Source organism: Anaerohalosphaera lusitana (assembly GCF_002007645.1).
Taxonomy (GTDB): domain Bacteria; phylum Planctomycetota; class Phycisphaerae; order Sedimentisphaerales; family Anaerohalosphaeraceae; genus Anaerohalosphaera; species Anaerohalosphaera lusitana.
On sequence record NZ_CP019791.1, the window covers coordinates 3,516,442 to 3,534,108 of the forward strand.

The 17,667-nt window shown below is 54.4% G+C and carries 12 protein-coding genes; 10 read left to right on the forward strand and 2 right to left on the reverse strand.

The window, feature by feature from the left end; all coding sequences use genetic code 11:
- Positions 1 to 12: 12 nt before the first annotated feature.
- The 4 genes from STSP2_RS14140 to cmoB all read left to right on the forward strand — a co-directional run bounded on the left by STSP2_RS14140 (position 13) and on the right by cmoB (position 5,236).
- Positions 13 to 1,308, forward strand: coding sequence for a hypothetical protein (locus STSP2_RS14140; protein ID WP_146663389.1), 1,296 nt, complete (start codon positions 13 to 15; stop codon positions 1,306 to 1,308).
- Between the two features lie 121 nt (positions 1,309 to 1,429).
- On the forward strand, positions 1,430 to 3,391 hold the full coding sequence (locus STSP2_RS14145) for a polysaccharide biosynthesis protein (protein ID WP_146663390.1): 1,962 nt from the start codon (positions 1,430 to 1,432) through the stop codon (positions 3,389 to 3,391).
- Between the two features lie 127 nt (positions 3,392 to 3,518).
- The gene (gene cmoA, locus STSP2_RS14150; RefSeq protein ID WP_146663391.1) at positions 3,519 to 4,256 is read left to right on the forward strand and encodes a carboxy-S-adenosyl-L-methionine synthase CmoA; all 738 of its coding nucleotides are present in this window, start codon (positions 3,519 to 3,521) and stop codon (positions 4,254 to 4,256) included.
- A complete protein-coding gene (gene cmoB / locus STSP2_RS14155) occupies positions 4,253 to 5,236 on the forward strand; it encodes a tRNA 5-methoxyuridine(34)/uridine 5-oxyacetic acid(34) synthase CmoB (protein ID WP_205847915.1) in 984 nt (327 codons plus the stop codon). The genes cmoA and cmoB overlap by 4 nt, the downstream gene beginning before the upstream one ends.
- A 46-nt stretch (positions 5,237 to 5,282) precedes the next feature.
- On the opposite strand, the gene STSP2_RS14160 is transcribed toward cmoB, so the two are convergent.
- Positions 5,283 to 6,137 (reverse strand): TIGR00282 family metallophosphoesterase, encoded by an 855-nt coding sequence (locus STSP2_RS14160; RefSeq protein WP_146663392.1) that lies wholly within the window; start codon positions 6,135 to 6,137, stop codon positions 5,283 to 5,285.
- Between the two features lie 109 nt (positions 6,138 to 6,246).
- Positions 6,247 to 7,824, reverse strand: coding sequence for a ribonuclease Y (gene rny, locus STSP2_RS14165; protein ID WP_146663393.1), 1,578 nt, complete (start codon positions 7,822 to 7,824; stop codon positions 6,247 to 6,249).
- A gap of 819 nt (positions 7,825 to 8,643) precedes the next feature.
- Here rny and STSP2_RS14170 point away from each other — a divergent pair.
- The 6 genes from STSP2_RS14170 (at position 8,644) to xseA (ending at position 17,644) form a co-directional block, all read left to right on the forward strand.
- Positions 8,644 to 9,225: a helix-turn-helix domain-containing protein gene (locus tag STSP2_RS14170; RefSeq protein ID WP_146663394.1), complete on the forward strand. Its 582-nt coding sequence runs from the start codon at positions 8,644 to 8,646 to the stop codon at positions 9,223 to 9,225.
- A 157-nt stretch (positions 9,226 to 9,382) separates the two neighbouring features.
- Positions 9,383 to 9,838 carry a C-GCAxxG-C-C family protein gene (locus STSP2_RS14175; protein ID WP_146663395.1) on the forward strand — a complete coding sequence of 152 codons (456 nt, stop codon included), beginning with the start codon at positions 9,383 to 9,385 and terminating at the stop codon, positions 9,836 to 9,838.
- A gap of 35 nt (positions 9,839 to 9,873) precedes the next feature.
- Positions 9,874 to 10,623, forward strand: coding sequence for a SagB/ThcOx family dehydrogenase (locus STSP2_RS14180; protein WP_146663396.1), 750 nt, complete (start codon positions 9,874 to 9,876; stop codon positions 10,621 to 10,623).
- Between the two features lie 123 nt (positions 10,624 to 10,746).
- Positions 10,747 to 13,899 (forward strand): GH116 family glycosyl hydrolase, encoded by a 3,153-nt coding sequence (locus STSP2_RS14185; RefSeq protein WP_146663397.1) that lies wholly within the window; start codon positions 10,747 to 10,749, stop codon positions 13,897 to 13,899.
- 645 nt (positions 13,900 to 14,544) lie between these two features.
- Entirely contained in the window at positions 14,545 to 16,161 is a 1,617-nt protein-coding gene (locus tag STSP2_RS14190; RefSeq protein ID WP_146663398.1) for a hypothetical protein, read from the forward strand.
- Between the two features lie 106 nt (positions 16,162 to 16,267).
- Positions 16,268 to 17,644: an exodeoxyribonuclease VII large subunit gene (xseA, locus tag STSP2_RS14195; protein ID WP_146663399.1), complete on the forward strand. Its 1,377-nt coding sequence runs from the start codon at positions 16,268 to 16,270 to the stop codon at positions 17,642 to 17,644.
- Positions 17,645 to 17,667 lie beyond the last annotated feature (23 nt).

Sequence of the window (17,667 nt, forward strand, 5' to 3'; positions counted from 1 at the left end):
AGGTACTTACGCATGATCGAAGAAAAACATTTCGGACAACTTTGGGACAATTTAGCATTCACGAAACTTTTTCGATCTTTCCGCCTCGCTGTCGGCCCGAGCAAGCTGATCATAGCTTTCGGCGTAATCGCTCTGGTATGCCTTTTCGGCTGCGCAATGGACCTTATAACCGGTTCGGTTGCTACACAAGAAGTAAAGGTCCCAACTGAGCGGATCAGCCAGACGATCACGGAACTGGACGTTTATATCGCATCTCCCGAAAAGATCGAGGATTTCAAGCGGGCCAACGGGGCTTACAGCAAAGGCCATGGGGTCTTTTCCACCCTGCTGTCCTATTTGGCTGACAGATTTAACGATGCCTTCGTCCCCCTGCTCAAGCTCGACACATCAAACATATTCGCCAATGTCGTCAACGTCTTCCGCAACATAGGCCTGGCGGGCAAAGCGTTCATGTGGGCCATACGATACCATCCGATATACAGCGTCATCTTTTTAGCATTCAGCCTGGTATGTTTCTGCATCGCAGGCGGTGCCATATGCAGATGTGCGGCCCTCGAATTCGCAAGAGGCGAAAAACCCGGCATTTTTGAAGCAATACGGTTCAGTTTTGCAAAGTTCGGCAGCCTTATCGCCACCCCCGCGATCCCAGCCCTTGCCATGATCGCCCTGGGCCTGCCTATTCTGGCCCTCGGCCTGCTGGCCAACATACCCTACGGCGGACCGATACTTCTCGGCATAGGCCTGCCTCTCGCTCTGATCATCGGATTGCTGCTCACAGCGGCCATGACCGGCTCGGTTTTCGGCTTCAATCTCATGTTCCCAACCATCGCCTATCAGGGCAGTGACAGCTTTGACGCTATAAGTCGTTCGTTCATGTACGTATTGACTCAACCCCTCTGGATGATTATATATAGTTTCATAGCAATGGTTTATGGGACATTGTCCTATCTGGTGGTCAGATTTTTTTCGTTCTTGCTTCTTACCGTCACTTACAATCTCATACGAGCCGGAATTATCTCAAACGGATGGGAAAACGGAAGGCTTTCGAGGCTGTGGCCCCAGCCGGCGTTTGCTGATCTTCTGGGAACCTCGCCGACCCTGCCGTTGACGCTGACAGAGTCGATTTCAGTATTTTTTATCAACCTCACGCTGTTTTTTGTCGTAGGGTTGATCGCAGCTTTCGTGCTCAGCTTCTATTTTTGTGCCAATACCATCATTTACGTCCTGTTGCGTAAAAAAGTAGATGGAACGCCTACAGATGACGTCTATGTCCGGTTAATAGAGGCAAATAGCGAATCTGAGAAGTAAAAATCACACTAAACAGCCAAGTTACAAGCTGTATTCTTCGATATAGACATAGTATACGTGTAGGTGCTGATCGCCGATCTTGCTGATACACGTTTTTGTAATGCAAACGGAGCTGACATAGATGAGCAGACCACCAAAGAGGCAAAGAAGAAAAGACGGCAATTCGGAATTTTCGCGATTCAGCGTCGACAATCTGATACGCTACCGCCGTACCCTCGTATTTGTCGCTCACATCATTTCATTTGCAATATCGCTTTTTCTCTCGTTCCTGATCATCGAGAACATGCAGGTCCAGCGAAGCTGGGCGGGCTATGAGTTCCCCTTCCTGTTGCTGCTGATACTCCCCGTCAAGCTGGTCATCTTCGGCCTGTTCAATCAGTTTCGCGGCTGGTGGCGATACGCCGGCATGTCGGACCTCCTGAGCATAGTAAAGGCCTCTCTCGCCAGCACCATCATCATAGTCGTCGCTTGGTACTCATTCAATCACGTTGAGTTCTTGCGACGCGGCATCGACCCGAATTTTCTTGACGATGTGGCCGACGGCGTCCTCATGCTGGACTGCTTCACGACCATCATGGTTCTTGGCGGTCTGAGAATGCTCGTCCGACTGTACCACGAAGAGTTTCTTTCGGAACGCGCACCAGGATTGACAAGGTTCCTGATCGTCGGAGCAGGCGACGCAGGCGAGGCCCTTCTGCGCGAGATCATGCGGATGAAGGTCGAACAGTACGAAGTAGTAGGCTTCGTCGACGACGACCCCGCCAAACAGGGCATGAGCATACACGGTATCCGCGTTCTCGGTTCAGTGGAAGAAATGCCCGATATCTGCAGCAAGCATCAGGTCGAAGAGATCGCCATCGCCATGCCGGGCGCGACCAGTCAGCAGATGAGACGGGTCGTCCAGGTATGTCAGGACACGCAGATACGTTTCAGAACGGTTCCCTCCCTGACGGACATCGCTTCCGGCAAACTCCGTGTCTCTCAGATACGCGACGTCGCGATCGAGGACCTGCTCGGCAGGGAAGTCGTACAGCTCGATCTCGACAGCATCAAGGATTTCCTTCGTAACAAGGTCATACTCGTAACCGGAGCCGGCGGATCGATCGGTTCTGAAATGTGCAGACAGGTTTCCAACTTCAATCCGAAGAAACTGGTGCTTGTCGAACAGGCTGAAAACCCGCTGTTTTACATTGACCGCGAACTCAAAAAGAGCTTCCCGCATGTACCCACCAAGCCGATCGTCAGAAACATAGCGGACAAAGAACGCATCGAAGAGGTCTTCGCACGCTACCGCCCTGAGGTCGTCATCCACGCAGCCGCCCACAAACACGTCCCACTGATGGAAATGAATCCGGGCGAAGCGGTTAAGAACAATGTCCTCGGAACAATGAACGTCGCAAACGCATCGGACAAATTCGGCGCGAGCAACTTCGTCATGATCTCCACGGACAAGGCCGTAAACCCCACCAGCATCATGGGCTCGAGCAAACGCATCGCCGAGATGTACATCCAGGACCTGAACCGCACGAGCAAGACGCACTTCGTCACGGTCCGCTTTGGAAACGTACTCGGCTCAGCGGGCTCGGTCGTGCCGATATTCAAAAAACAGATCGCAACTGGCGGCCCCGTCACGGTCACTCACCCTGACATGACCCGCTACTTCATGACGATCCCCGAAGCGAGCCAACTGGTACTGCAGGCCGCGACAATGGGAGAAGGCGGTGAGATATTCGTTCTCGATATGGGCGACCCCGTCAAGATCGTCGATCTGGCACGCGAGCTCATAACGCTCAGCGGCTTCCGGCCGGGCGAAGACATCGATATCCAGTTCACCGGTCTGCGCCCAGGCGAAAAGCTCTTCGAAGAGCTCAGCATCGAAGGTGAAGACATGGCCGCGACCAAACACCCCAAGATCGCGGTCTGGAAAAACATACCCAAGGAACGAAAAGCCCTGCGAGACGGCATCGAAGGACTGCTGGAAATCTCACCGAAACAGGATCGCAGACAGATCGTCGAACTGATCAAACGCCTCGTTCCCGAATTCATCGGCGACCAGAACGACAGCATCTGCCAGGCATCCTAAGAAACGTTCAGCACCACAACCCATACGATAATTCTTGACAGCCTCTACCCTGCGCATATACTCGCCCTCACCGACTGAAAAAACAGTCGGCTTTCCCATAACCTTACCGCCCTTTCGAGGTATGTAAATGGATCATAGCGGCGACATTGACAACGTATTCGCACACTATCAGGAACGAGTATCCGGCTTCGTTTTCGACGACAAGGTGGCATCGGTCTTCGACGACATGATCAGACGCTCCGTCCCCGGCTATGCCACCGTTCTGGGTATGGTCCATGTCTTCGCCGAACACTTCGCCCAGCCGAACAGCAACTGCTACGACTTGGGTTGCTCACTCGGCGGCGGGACGATCGCAATGCTGCGGGGCATAAAACAGTCCGGCTGCAAAGTCATCGCAATCGACAACTCACCGGCAATGCTCGCACGATGCGAACAGATACTGCAGAACGAAAAAAGCAAAACCGACGTACAGCTTGTCGAAGCAGATGTGGCGGATATGACCTTCGAAAATGCTTCAGTAGTCGTATGCAATTACACGCTGCAGTTCCTCGATACCACCGGACGGGAAGAGCTCATCGAACGAATCTACGAAGGCATGCTGCCCGGCGGAGTGCTCATACTCTCGGAAAAGATAAAATTCGAAAACACTCAAGAGCAGGAATTCTTTACCGACATATATCACGACTTCAAACGCCTGCAGGGCTACAGCGATCTCGAGATAAGCCAGAAACGTAAGGCACTGGAAAACGTGCTCGTCCCGGACAGCACAGAGACACACCTGCAGCGTCTCAAAAACGCTGGCTTCAGCCGAATCCATCAGTGGTTCCAGTGCGTCAACTTTGTATCCTTCGCGGCTTTCAAATGACAGACATGCTAAGCTATTTCGACAATTTTTTCGATCACCTTCGCACGGTTGACGCCGAGCTGTCTGACCGGTTGCGGTCCATCACTGCCGACATCTGCGAGAACATCTCACACGGAGACCTCGACCGCTGGCTCGGTGCAGTTGAGTCAATGCCAAATATCACACCCTCCACGATCGACCTCGGCAGCAATGCGTTACGCATCGGCAAACATGACGACTGTGACGACACAGACCTCGATATACTCCGTCAGAACCTGATGACCCTGCATCCCTGGCGCAAAGGCCCCTTCAGCGTCTTCGGCATCGACATCGAGACCGAATGGCGATCCGACCTCAAATGGGACCGCGTCAAGGACGCCATCGAACCCCTGGAAGGCAAGCTCGTTCTTGACGTGGGCAGCGGCAACGGCTACTTCGGCTTCAGAATGATAGACGCAGGCGCAAGAGCCGTCGTCTCGATCGACCCCTTCCTGCTGTTCGTCATTCAGTTCCTTGCCCTGAACCGATTCGCAAAGTGTGAACGCACCGCCGTCCTGCCCCTCGGCATCGAAGACGTGCCAACGGACAAACCATCATATGACGCGGTCTTCTCGATGGGCGTTCTGTACCATAGACGCGACCCGATAGCTCACCTGCGGGAGCTGCATAACCTGACCCTGCCCGGCGGCGAGGTCATACTGGAAACCCTAGTCATAGATGAGCCTGGCGAAGCGATACTGGAACCTAAAGGCAGGTATGCGAAAATGCGGAACGTCTGGGCAATACCCAGCCCCCGCCTGGCTGCTGAGTGGATGACGCAGGCCGGTTTACACGATGTTCGTATTATCGACGTAACCAGAACGACGGCCGAAGAACAACGACCGACGGAGTGGATGGCATTTGAGTCCCTGCCGAACTACCTCGACCCGAATGACAGCAGCAAAACGATCGAGGGCTATCCCGCACCGGCAAGGGGAGTGCTGATAGGACGAAAGCGGTAATTCCCTGCTTGTAAGGCAGGTAGTCTTGTCTTGCGGAAATGCCCGGCTAGATAATGCTCGGACGGTCCGGCCGACCGTCGTCTGAGTCATACCCCTGGCTGTCGGTCTCGGAACAGGTCAACTGAACCCGCTCGATGGACTCAGCCAGATGCGTATTGGAATTCACCGTCACAACGATACCCGAAACCCGCTGATCCTCCGTCGCGATCTCGAACGGAAACGGCATCTGCGTCCTGAACGCCTTTATCACCTTCTCCGTCTTTCGACCCAGAACCGATTCATGCGCCCCCGTCATGCCAATGTCTGTAATGTAAGCGGTACCTTTAGTCCGCAGCGTCTCATCTGCGGTCACGATATGCGTATGCGTACCGAACACACACGCGACTTTGCCGTCGAGATAATACCCCATCGCGACCTTCTCCGATGTCGCCTCCGCATGCATCTCAACGAATATAACGTCCGCAAGATTCTGGTTCTGTATCTTGCTCAGCAATGCATCAATCCGGGCATACGGGCAGTCGGCCGGCTTCATGAATATCCTGCCGATAAGCGTTATAACCGCAACCCGCACCCCGTTAGCCGTCTGATAGATCGCAAAATCCTTACCCGCCGCTTCGGGCGATAGATTCGCAGGCCGAACGATATTGTCAGCCGTCTCCAGCGTCGAAACGATATCACGTTTGCGGTAAGCATGATCGCCCAGCGTCACCAGGTTCACACCGTACCGCAAGAGCTTTTCGTATATCTGAGGCGTAAGCCCCGAACCACCTGCCGCGTTTTCAGCGTTGGCAATGACGCAGTCGATATTATTATCCCGCACATACGCGGGCAGAACCTGCGAGAGAATGTGTCTGCCGGGCCTGCCGACAATGTCACCGATACAAAGAACGCGTGCTTTCATGATATGTCTGAGCTAAACTTATGTGCTTGTTTTTCTGCCTGCGTTTACCGACAGAATAAAAGCCGCCGACTCGCAATATCACGCGCCGGCGGCTGAACAATTCTTCTCACTATCGAGCGTATTCCACGCAGCGAACTTCCCGCAGGAGGGTCACCTTGATCTCGCCCGGATAGGTCATCTCGTCTTCGATCTTCTTGGCGATATCGCGAGCCATCTTCATCGCGTTGTCGTCGATGATCTTGTTCGAATCGACGATCACACGAACCTCACGGCCTGCCTGAATGGCGTAGCAGTTCTCGACGCCCTGGAAGCTGTTGCCGATCTCTTCAAGCTTCTCCAGACGCTTGATATAGCGTTCCAGCGTCTCACGACGTGCGCCCGGACGCGATGCACTGACAGCGTCAGCGGCCGCGATAAGCGGCGTATACGGGTTGTTTGCCGGTATATCACCGTGATGGGCCTCTACAGCATTGAGAATGACAGACGATTCGTTGAATCGCTTGAGATAGTTGGTTCCGATCGCTGGATGGCCGCCCTCTGTCTCGCGGTCCATGGCCTTGCCGATGTCATGCAGCAGGCCCGCCCTTCTCGCGATCGAGCCGTCCAGACCGAGCTCCTCAGCCATGACCTGTGCGAGGAACGCAACCTCGACCGAGTGCCGCAGCACGTTCTGGCCGTAACTGGTGCGGTAATTGAGCGAACCGAGCATCGCCAGCAACTTGTTCGGCAGACCGCGTACGTCAACTTCCGTAGCCGCCGCCTTACCGAGCTGCAGAACCTTCTGATTGAGCTCTTTCTGGGTCTGTTCGACAACCTCTTCGATCCGCGTCGGATGAATTCGGCCGTCCTGGATAAGCTTGGCCATACTCTGGCGTGCGACCTCACGACGCAGCGGGTTAAAGCCCGAGACGATGATCACGCCCGGCGTATCGTCAACGATCACGTCAACACCGGTCGCCTTTTCGAACGCCCGGATATTACGCCCTTCCCGACCGATCACTCGGCCCTTCATTTCGTCACTGGGAATGTCCACCATGCTGACCGTCACTTCGCAGGTCTGCTCAGCCGCATAACGCTGGATCGCGGTGCTGATGATCTCCCGGCTCTTCTGCTCGACGTCTTCCTGGGCCTCTTCAACCTTCCGCTCGATAAGCTGGCTCATCTCGTGCTCACATTCGTCCTCGAGCCGCTTGAGCAGCAGATCACGTGCTTCCTCAACATTCATTCCCGAGATCTTCAGAAGCTGATTCTTCTGCTGAGCGAGCATGCTGGAAAGCTCTTTGTTCTTCGCTTCGAGGTTAGATTCCTTGCGTTGAAGCTCCTTTTCAGACTCCTTAAGCTGGTTCTCCTGCTTGCGAAGCTGCTCGGTCTCGCGATCGAGCGTATCTTCCCGCTTTGTCAGCCTGTTGTCCTTGTCACGAAGCTGAGCCTGAACCTGGTTCATCTCGGCCGTCAGCTCTTCCTTTTTCTTGATTACTTCTTCTGCTGCATCCAGTTTCGCTGCTTTGACGATCGATTCAGCCTGACGATTTGCCTCGTCGATCTTGAGTTGAAGTTCCTGTTCGGCATTCGAGAGCTTGGCTTTCTGGCTCAGTTTGAGGGCAGCAAAGATGACCGCTCCACCGGCCACCAGCCCCGCGACAGAAGCCAGAATGACATGACCTGTCGTTACTGCTAGTATTTCCATTCTACCTTACCTTTCCTTGATGCGCAAAACAACCGCAGACACCATGTCGCACTGCGCAATACACGCCGGGTCAGGCAAGATAAGTCCGAGATATGCCAGCTTGGAATGTCAGATCAGAGAGTACACCCGCCCTGTCTGGCCGCAGAAATGGCCATATTAGACATGCATGAGATTAACTCTGGCCGCCGCAAGCACTTACAGCCGCTGTCATTGCGGAAGTACCTCCTTAGATCGGCAGCAGATATAATATTCTGCAGGGTTCGTGTGTGATCTTTACTTACATTCATAACCGTATTCACCTGTTTAACAGGCCTGACCCGACAATTTCTTGCCTATCGCCAAAAACCTGACAAACTCGGTGTCATTCGAACTTTACTTACCGCGACTCCAGATTAGGAGCCTACCCAGACTCTTTTATGATTTCCTTTTAGTCCCTCGTACGTAACACTTTGCGCAAGGGTTCATACTTAAAAAGTCTGCTGTGCTAATAATAAAGATTGCACAGATAAGGTCAAGAAAAATCAAAAATTGTGACTTAGATTTCATCGCCAAACTGATTACACGACCTTCTTTTTCTAAATCAACCATATGCCGACTATAACACAAAATCCATTTCAGGACCCTCGATACCGCTAAATGTAATGTTTTGCTATTATAGGACCCTCGCCTGCCAGACTCACCCCCAGCCCCGCCGTTATAACCGTTTTATTTAGAGCAGATTATGTGACCCGCTTAGATAGTCGATTATTTCACCAGAGCAAAATTAACTACTTCATGGCTGGACCGTGGCGTGTTACCAAACAAAAATAAGGTGTGTGAATGATGAATAAGAAAAAAGACGTACTGACAACAGGGCAGGTGGCCCAGATATGCAACGTGGCTCCTCGTACCGTAACAAAATGGTTCGATTCCGGCCAGCTCAAGGGCTATCGTATCCCTGGTTCGCGCGACCGGCGAATACCCACCGGCGAGCTGCTGCGCTTCATGAAGGCCCATGACATGCCCACTGACGCGCTGGAGATCGGCAAAATGCGCATCCTGATCATCGACAGCGACAAGGACACTGCCGAAGATCTGGCGGCTGGCCTCGAAACCAAACGGAATTACGAGGTCGAAATTGCCTTAAACAGCTTCGATGCAGGCATTATCGCACAGCGGACAACCCCGCACGTCATACTGCTCAACCTGATGGCACAGAACATCGATGCGGATCAGATATGCAGCTATGTACGCACTAATGACGAACTCAACAGCACCAGGATCCTGGCCGTAGCCGAAGGTTCCGGAGAAAAAGAGGAACAGGCCCTTATTAACAAAGGCTATGACGGCGTCATCTCCAACGCAGGCGACTTCACCGCCACGATCGCGATGATCCAGAACGCAAGTACCGTAATGCAATAACGACCTGTCTGAAACAAACTCCCCCAGCCCTGCCGGCCGCAAACCTGCAGGGCTTTTTTGTTGCGCAGCCGGAATTGACGAGCACAAAGGTTTACTACCAGCAATTCAACGACTATAATTGCTCTTCAAAACCGTTCGTCAAAGAGAAAGGTATCCAATGGCGTCTACCCGACAGGACCAGGCAGTAGAACTTTTCAAAAGCGGATACAATTGTGCACAGGCGGTAGCAGGCGCATTCGCTCCGGACGTGGAGATCGACCGCGACACCGCACTTCGCACCGCAGCGGCATTCGGAGGCGGCATCGGAGGCACGGGCAAGACATGCGGCGCCCTCTCAGGCTTGCTGATCGTGCTCGGCTGCAAATACGGCCGACGCGAACCCGCGGACATGCAAAGCAAAGCCGAAATGGTAAATATCTCACAGCAGGCAATCAAAATATTTATCGAACAAACCGGGGCCCGCGACTGCCGCGACCTGCTTGGCTTCGATCTGGCCGCAAAAGAAGGCAAGGCCGCCGCATCGAAAGATAATGCATTCGACGTCTGTCCGGACCTGGTACGTACTGCAGCAGAAATAGCCGAAAAGCTTCTGCAGGACGACCAGCACGAATAATAAGATAACAAATTAATAAACCTGAGAGGTAATAAATGCACCCAATCGAAAAGAACAGAAAGTTTTTACGTGCCGATGACTGGAAGGACCTTTCCGAGATCGCAAGCGACCAGCAGAAAGGCGTCCAGGCCCCGCCGGTAGAAAAACCGTATGACGAAAATGCCAAGCTGATCGATCTCACGCCCGCCGACAAACTGGACATCGGACACATCTCCCTCTTCGATGCGATCCAAAACAGAAAAAGCCACCGCCGCTTCAAAGACGAGCATATCAGCCTCAATGAACTCTCCTTCCTTCTCTGGGCAACTCAGGGCGTCCGCCGGGTTACCGCGAACGGAGTCACAAGCTTCCGTAACGTCCCCTCAGCAGGATCACGTCACGCACTCGAAACCTATCTCGTGATCCGCAAAGTCGAAGGCCTTCAAGCAGGCCTGTACAGATACCTGCCCGTCGAACACAAACTCGAACTGATAAGAACTGAAAAAGGCATCGAAGGCAGACTCGCCCAGGCATGCTGCGGCCAGACTTTCATCGCAACCGCCGCCGTCTCTTTCGTATGGACCTCGGTCCCCTACCGCATGGAATGGCGGTACACCGTCGCCTCGCCAAAGCTCATCGCCCTCGATGCCGGGCATATCGCCCAGAACCTGTACCTCGCTGTCGAAGCGATCAACGCAGGAACCTGCGCAATAGCCGCATATTTCCAGGACCAGGTCGACCACGTCATAGGACTCGACGGCAAAGACGAATTCGCGGTCTACATCGCCCCCGTGGGAAAAGTATAGCAGAGTAGCATCAGAAGGCTTGCTGAACATCCAGCAAAAACATGGAAGGCCGACTCCAACGCTGACACGACTCAGGCTTTCTATAAAGGCGTAGTGATAATTGGGTTAAACCAGGGAGCAGTCATGTCTAATAACAAGATCAGTCGAAGAGATTTTCTCACCATCAGTGCAGCCGGTACCGCCGGTCTTCTTCTGCCAGGCCTTGAAAAACTCACGCTTGCTGCGGATGTCCGGTCAAGATACAGAGAGCTGATACCCGCAAAGAAGAACCTTCCCCGTGCCTGGGAACGGTCGCTTTTCCTCAGGGGCGAGCCTCAAGTCTATTCCGGCGACAACCTCAAATATATCGGCATGCCGGTGGGCGGTCTATGCGCAGGCCAGGTCTATCTCGGCGGTGACGGCAAGCTGTGGCTGTGGGACATTTTCAACAAGTATGTCCACGGCGTTTGCAACAAGGGCAGAAACGGCGAGAACTACGTCGAGCCGCTAACGCAGCGATCCCCTTTCGAACAGGGCTTCGCGATCGAAGTCGAGACCGCTGATAAAATGGTCGCCAAAACGCTGAACAAAGACGGTTTCAACGACATAGAATTCCGCGGCGAGTATCCCATCGGACACGTGTATTACCGGGACGCGGACCTGCCCGTCGAGATCAAGCTGCGAGCGTTCTCCCCTTTCATACCGCTGGACACCGACGCTTCAAGCTATCCCGCCGCGATAATGAACTACACCGTTACCAACACATCAGACACGTCCATAAAGGTAAGACTCGCAGGCTCAATAGAAAACCCCGTCTGCCTGCATACCGGTTCCGATGAAACAGTCATGCGGCGCAACAACGTCATACGCAGTAAACAGATGACCTGCATACAGTGCAGTGCACACAAGCCCCCGCAGAACTACTCCGGACCCAAGCGCAAAGACATCCTTTTCGAGGATTTCGAAAAAGACAACTACAAAGACTGGAACGTCGAAGGAACAGCTTTCGGCGACGCCCCTGTGATCGCCGAAGACATGCCCGCATACCAGGGCAAAGTCGGTCAAAAAGGCGAAAGGCTCATCAATTCCCACAACGTACGCAACGGAGAAAACATCCCGCAGGGTGATGCTCATGTCGGCAAAATGACCAGCCGAAAGTTCACCCTCAAACGCAGGTACATCAATTTCCTGATCGGCGGAGGCAGCCGCAAAGACGCCACCTGCATGAATCTCATCATCGACGGCGAAGCGGTTCGCATCGCAACAGGCAAAAATTCTAATACGATGCACCAGGCGTTCTGGGATGTCGCCGAATACGAAGGCCGAAATGCGAAAATCGAGATCGTTGACAATTTCAAAGGCGGCTGGGGAAACATCGGCGTCGATCATATAGTCTTCAGCGACAAAAAGGCTGACCCACTCGAAGAAGTCCCCCTGCAAGAGAGAAGCGATTTCGGCACGATCGCACTCGCCCTGCTGGCCGGCAAAGGCAAAGATGTAGCGACCGCCCAGGGCAACGATAAGCCATTCAGTATCTCCCGCGATCCCGGCACCGCTGTCGACCAGGCAGACAAACCCTTTTCAGACAAAATGACCGGAGCAGTGATCCGCGAACTCCATCTTCCGCCGGGCCAAAGCGAAACCTTAACATTCCTCATCACATGGCACTTCCCCAATATGATCATGCCCCGCTTTGGAAATGTCGGCCGATATTACGCAACCCGCTTCAACTCCGCCCATGCGGTCGCTGAACACATCGCCGAAAACTTCGACACGCTCACAGAAACCACTCGCTCCTGGCGAGACACGTGGTACGACAGCACACTGCCGTACTGGTTCCTGGACCGAACCTTCGCAAACATATCCACACTGGCGACCTCGACATCACACCGCTTCACCAACGGTCGCTTTTACGCATGGGAAGGCGTAGGCTGCTGCGAAGGCACATGCACTCACGTCTGGCACTACGCCCAGGCAGTAGCGAGGCTCTTCCCCGAGCTGGAGCGAATACTGCGTGAACGCGTGGATTTCGGCCTGGCATTTGAAGAAGACACAGGCATGGTCTGGTACCGCGGCGAGGTCAGCAAGGCCCCGGCCTACGACGGTCAGGCCGGCAACGTCCTCCGTGCCTACCGCGAACACCAGATGAGCCCCGACAGCAGCTTTCTAAAACGCAACTGGCCGCGCATCAAAAAGGCCATGCAGTATCTGATCAGCAAGGACACTGACAACGACGGCATCCTCGACGGAGCCCAGCCGAACACTCTCGACGCCGCCTGGTACGGCCAGATCGCATGGATCAGCTCGCTTTACAACGCCTCTCTGCGTGCAGCCGAAGCAATGGCCAAAGAAATGGGTGACCTGGATTTTGCGGCCCGCGCCGCAAAGATCGCAAAACGCGGCGCCGACCGCCTCGTCAACGACCTCTACAACGGCGAATACTTCATTCAAAAACCCGATCCCGCACACATGGATGCCATCGGCACAGACTCCGGCTGTTACATCGACCAGGTGATCGGACAATGGTGGGCATGGCAGGTCGGACTCGGCAGACTCTATTCCCAAAAGCACATCAAAAGCGCCCTCAACAGCCTCTGGAAATACAATTTCACCAAAGATGTCGGCCCGTTCAAGAAAATCTTCGAAAAAGGCAGACCCTACGCTCTCGCCGGTGACGGCGGGCTTATCATGTGCACCTGGCCCAAAGGCGGCAAACGCGACGACTGGGAAAAACACTGGCAGTTCGGCTATTTCAACGAATGCATGAGCGGCTTCGAGCACCAGGTAGCGGCACACATGATATGGGAAGGAATGCTCAAAGAAGGCCTCGCGATCACGCGGGTTATCCACGACCGATACAACGCCAAACTCCGCAACCCATACAATGAGATCGAGTGCAGCGACCATTACGCACGAGCGATGGCCAGTTACGGCAGCTTCCAGGCGATCTGCGGATACGAATACCACGGCCCGAAGGGATACATCGCATGGGCACCAAAGCTGCGCCCTGACAATTTCCGCGCAGCCTTCACATCCGCACAGGGCTGGGGAACAATCAGCCAGCAACGTACCAAGAGTAAACAAACCAACAGCCTCAAACTCAAATGGGGGAAGCTCAAACTTCGCACCCTCGCATTTGATACCGGCAGCAGTGTACAGAATTCAAAAGCTCTCGTGAAGATTAACGGCAAGAATATAAGAGCGAAAACCACCGTACAAGGAAGCCGCATCACCTTGAAACTGGAAAACGAAGCAATCCTCGAATCCGGCGACCATCTGGAAGCCGTCATCGGCTGATCAGCCGACCATTCTCAAGATTGCCCGTGGGGGACCTGCAAATCCTGTGGGAATCTCTGCGCAAAAAAGTAGCGGCCGCCGGTTGTGGGTATGGGGTCCGACGGCCGCATGGGCGTAGCGGATTCGGGCCTGTGAGGCCCGCATCCTGGGTAGGGTCAAATTAATTTGTATAATACAATTATACCAATACTTGCGCCCAAGTAAAATATAAATCTTGAACGCAAACCTCAAGTCGCAAAAAATTTGGGGAAATTAGCTCAGTACAGTTCCACAAACGGTTTCATTGATAACCTGTAAAAACGCTGAGCTGGAATTCTCCAATTCCTAAAGCTTCGCTATTTTGCCTAAATCCGAACACAAGTCAAGCAATAAAACCAAAACAATCAAAAACTCACCGCCCCGCACCCTCCTGATACCCTTTATATCTTATCATAAATACTACCATATACTTACATTCACATCACACCTGACCTTGCGTAAGTCCCTTATCAAAAGGCATTTGCATCAAAGATAACTTACGACAGACATTGACACAAATACCGAAAACAGCTATAATTCAAAGTTAGGAGGGCCCATTTAGGAGCAGGCATAGCACGCAGTTCGAGGAGAGGCCCGTAACGGTACTTTTTTTAGGAGGTATTTTCCATGCGATCACTAACCATCAATCGCCCGATCTGCGCCGCGATCATGTTGCTCTCGCTCTGCTGCATGCCGACAGTAGCATCTGCCGCCGAGCACATTGTCGTCCCCGTAGTCGTCAACGTCGTCGACAGCTCAGACGCAAGCCAGGTTGAAGCAGCCGTCGCCCGGGCAAATGAAATCCTTGACCAGGCAGGCATAAGCCTCGTCGTAGTAAAAACCAATCAGCCCTTCAACGTCGGAGACAACGACGGCGACCTGACCTATGCCGAAGGCGAAGAAGCACAGGAAGCCGGCAGGCAGGAGCTAGACAACACCTGCGGAGCGGGCAAGGGCCTTAAACTCACCATCGCAGATGACTGCTGGACGGAGGACCCCACCACCGCGGGCTGGGCCATTCACCGCAATCCCACAGTCGTAGTCGAACCCGACGCCGATCCGCAGAAGATGGGACGAACCGTCGCACACGAGTTCTGCCACGCTCTGACGCTGGATTACGACAAGTATGCAGCCGAAGACGCCAACAGCATCATGTACGGCTACACCGACGGAGGCACGGAAATGACAGAAGACGAGATCGAGGAGATCCGCAAACAGGCAAAAAAACGCGGCTGGGCATTCAACCTCGAGCCCGTATTTCCGGACCGCCCCTCGACAATGCCCTCCGGAGCTGAACGCGTACTGGACGTACACGGCGCGGTACTTGACGGCTGCGACGACCTGGTCCTGTCCGACGGAACCGGTTTTATCGATCCTATGTTTGGATTCGTAGACATTATCGAAACATCAGTTTTCATCCCAAGCCCCATCGAGCCGACCAGCACAGCGAGCGTAGAGATCCACCTGGACGGCACGTTCATGCCGCATCAGACTCTGGCAACGGTATACGAAATCGAGATCGATCAGAATGGTGACGGCATTTCGGACGGGCTTCTGGAAGCCGAGGTTTTCAACCCCTCAGGCATACCGGAGGGCTTTGCTCTTTACGAGGATTATGCAACCGGTAATATGACGGACGTTCAACTTTTGATTCACGAAAACCACGCACACGACCGCGGCCCGGCAGTACTGGACAATCACTCACTTGAGATCATCATGCCCGCTGAGATGCTGACCGGCCCGACCGACATCCCGGGCATGCCCTTCCTCAACGCCGCTATATCTTCATACACAACCGAGATCCCCGAGATGGGCGGGATGAGCCTTACGGACCCACCTAGCGACTGGTTCACCATCGCGGTCCCGGAACCCGGCAGTACCTGCTGCCATCCCGAGATCACTTTCTCCGCCCTGCCCGATCCCGCCATGATGCGAATCCAGGGCTGCGGCCTGACAGGTGAGTTCGAAGTATACATCGACGGCATGCCCGTAGGCATGTCCCAGGCGAGCCCGGCCGGCTATTTCGCAGTTGCCGTTCCTTCCGCCCCCAGCTTCGGCCCAGGCGAGCACCTCGTACTGGTCCGCGAGATCGACGACTCCGCCCCGACAGGCGCCGCCTACGCGGTTGGTGCATTCACCGGCCTGCCGCCAATTCCTGCCGACATTACAGGCGACGGAATGGTCGACATGCAGGACCTTGCCGAACTCGCCGCAAATTGGCTCATGGGAACCGGCCCAATGTAATAGCACTGCCCACTCATATTCACAAAGGCTGCGAGTCACACGACTTGCAGCCTTTTTTCATTGACGTGGTTGGAAAACCGCCCAACCGATGATATAATCACCCGCCATGGCAAAAAAACAGAAAAAAATCTACTCCGTAAGCGAAGTCAACGCGATCGTCAAGATGGTGCTCGAAGCCAATCTGCCCCCGCGTCTCACCATAAGCGCCGAGATCAGCGGCTGGAAGCACCACCGCAGCGGACACTGCTACTTCTCGCTAAAGGACCCCGGCGGCATAATCCCCTGCGTCATGTGGCGCAGCAATTTCGCCAAAACAAAGTTCCGCCCCGAAGACGGCATGGCAGTACTCGCCACCGGCTACGTCGACGTCTACGAAAGAGGCGGCAAATACCAGTTCTACGCAGAACGCATGGAACCGGCAGGCGTCGGTCAGCTCCAGGTCGCCTTCGAACAAATGGTCAAACGCCTCACCGAAGAGGGCCTTTTCGCAGACGAGCACAAAAAACCGATCCCAAAATACCCCATGCGGATCGGCGTTATGACCAGCGAATCCGGCGCAGCCGTCCGCGACATATCCGACAGCATCTACAACCGCTGGCCATGCGCTGAGCTGACCCTCTTCCCCGTCCCCGTCCAGGGCGAGGGCGCAGCCGCAAAGATCGCCGATGCTATCCGCGAAGTGAACCGCCGAAACGATAAACTCAACCTCGACGTCCTCATCATCGGCCGTGGCGGCGGCTCGCTCGAAGACCTCTGGCAGTTCAACGAAGAAGCCGTCGCGCGGGCAATATACGATTCACAGGTCCCCATCATCAGCGCGGTCGGCCATGAAGTCGACGTCACCATCGCCGACCTCGTCGCCGACGCACGAGCCTCCACACCCACCAAAGCCGGCGTCATCGCGGTCCCCGACGTCAACGAAGTAATGGACGCCCTCAGCACAACACAAAAACGCCTCGCAATGTCGCTACGCAGCCGACTCGACCTCGCCCGCCAGCAGCTCCACGCGATCCAGGCCAGCGTCGTATTCCGCAGGGCCGACTGGACCGTCAACCAGTCACGCCAACTGCTCGACGAAACTACCACCGACCTCGTCCAGTCGATGCAAGGCCGACTCGCCGGCCACCGCGCCGAACTCGACCTGTCTCGGGACAAAATACGCCAGATCGAACCACACCGCCTGCTCGGCCGCAAACAGCTCCATCTTGAATCCCTCAGCAGCAGCCTGCGAAGCTCCACAAAGGAAGTAATCGCGAAAAGGCAGTTGCAAATGACCGCGATTGAGAATAAATTGAGTGCGCTCGACCCCAAGGCCGTCCTCAAACGAGGCTACAGCATGACGGTAAACGACAAGACCGGTAAGGTCGTCACAAACTCGGCCGACGCCGAGATCGGCGACCGGATCGTAACCGAACTCGCAAGCCGCGAAAAGCTCACAAGCACGGTCAAAACAAAACAAGAAACCAGCCGTTCAGCCGACTAGCCAGGCGAATAAAGAACGGCACA

What these genes read in the sequence shown, in the direction of transcription:
- STSP2_RS14160 (WP_146663392.1), bottom strand. Translation starts at nt 6,137, where the DNA reads ATGAAAGCACGCGTTCTTTGTATCGGTGACATTGTCGGCAGGCCCGGC.
- STSP2_RS14170 (WP_146663394.1), top strand. Translation starts at nt 8,644, where the DNA reads ATGATGAATAAGAAAAAAGACGTACTGACAACAGGGCAGGTGGCCCAG.
- STSP2_RS14140 (WP_146663389.1), top strand. Translation starts at nt 13, where the DNA reads ATGATCGAAGAAAAACATTTCGGACAACTTTGGGACAATTTAGCATTC.
- STSP2_RS14145 (WP_146663390.1), top strand. Translation starts at nt 1,430, where the DNA reads ATGAGCAGACCACCAAAGAGGCAAAGAAGAAAAGACGGCAATTCGGAA.
- rny (WP_146663393.1), bottom strand. Translation starts at nt 7,824, where the DNA reads ATGGAAATACTAGCAGTAACGACAGGTCATGTCATTCTGGCTTCTGTC.
- cmoA (WP_146663391.1), top strand. Translation starts at nt 3,519, where the DNA reads ATGGATCATAGCGGCGACATTGACAACGTATTCGCACACTATCAGGAA.
- STSP2_RS14190 (WP_146663398.1), top strand. Translation starts at nt 14,545, where the DNA reads ATGCGATCACTAACCATCAATCGCCCGATCTGCGCCGCGATCATGTTG.
- cmoB (WP_205847915.1), top strand. Translation starts at nt 4,253, where the DNA reads ATGACAGACATGCTAAGCTATTTCGACAATTTTTTCGATCACCTTCGC.
- STSP2_RS14175 (WP_146663395.1), top strand. Translation starts at nt 9,383, where the DNA reads ATGGCGTCTACCCGACAGGACCAGGCAGTAGAACTTTTCAAAAGCGGA.
- STSP2_RS14185 (WP_146663397.1), top strand. Translation starts at nt 10,747, where the DNA reads ATGTCTAATAACAAGATCAGTCGAAGAGATTTTCTCACCATCAGTGCA.
- STSP2_RS14180 (WP_146663396.1), top strand. Translation starts at nt 9,874, where the DNA reads ATGCACCCAATCGAAAAGAACAGAAAGTTTTTACGTGCCGATGACTGG.
- xseA (WP_146663399.1), top strand. Translation starts at nt 16,268, where the DNA reads ATGGCAAAAAAACAGAAAAAAATCTACTCCGTAAGCGAAGTCAACGCG.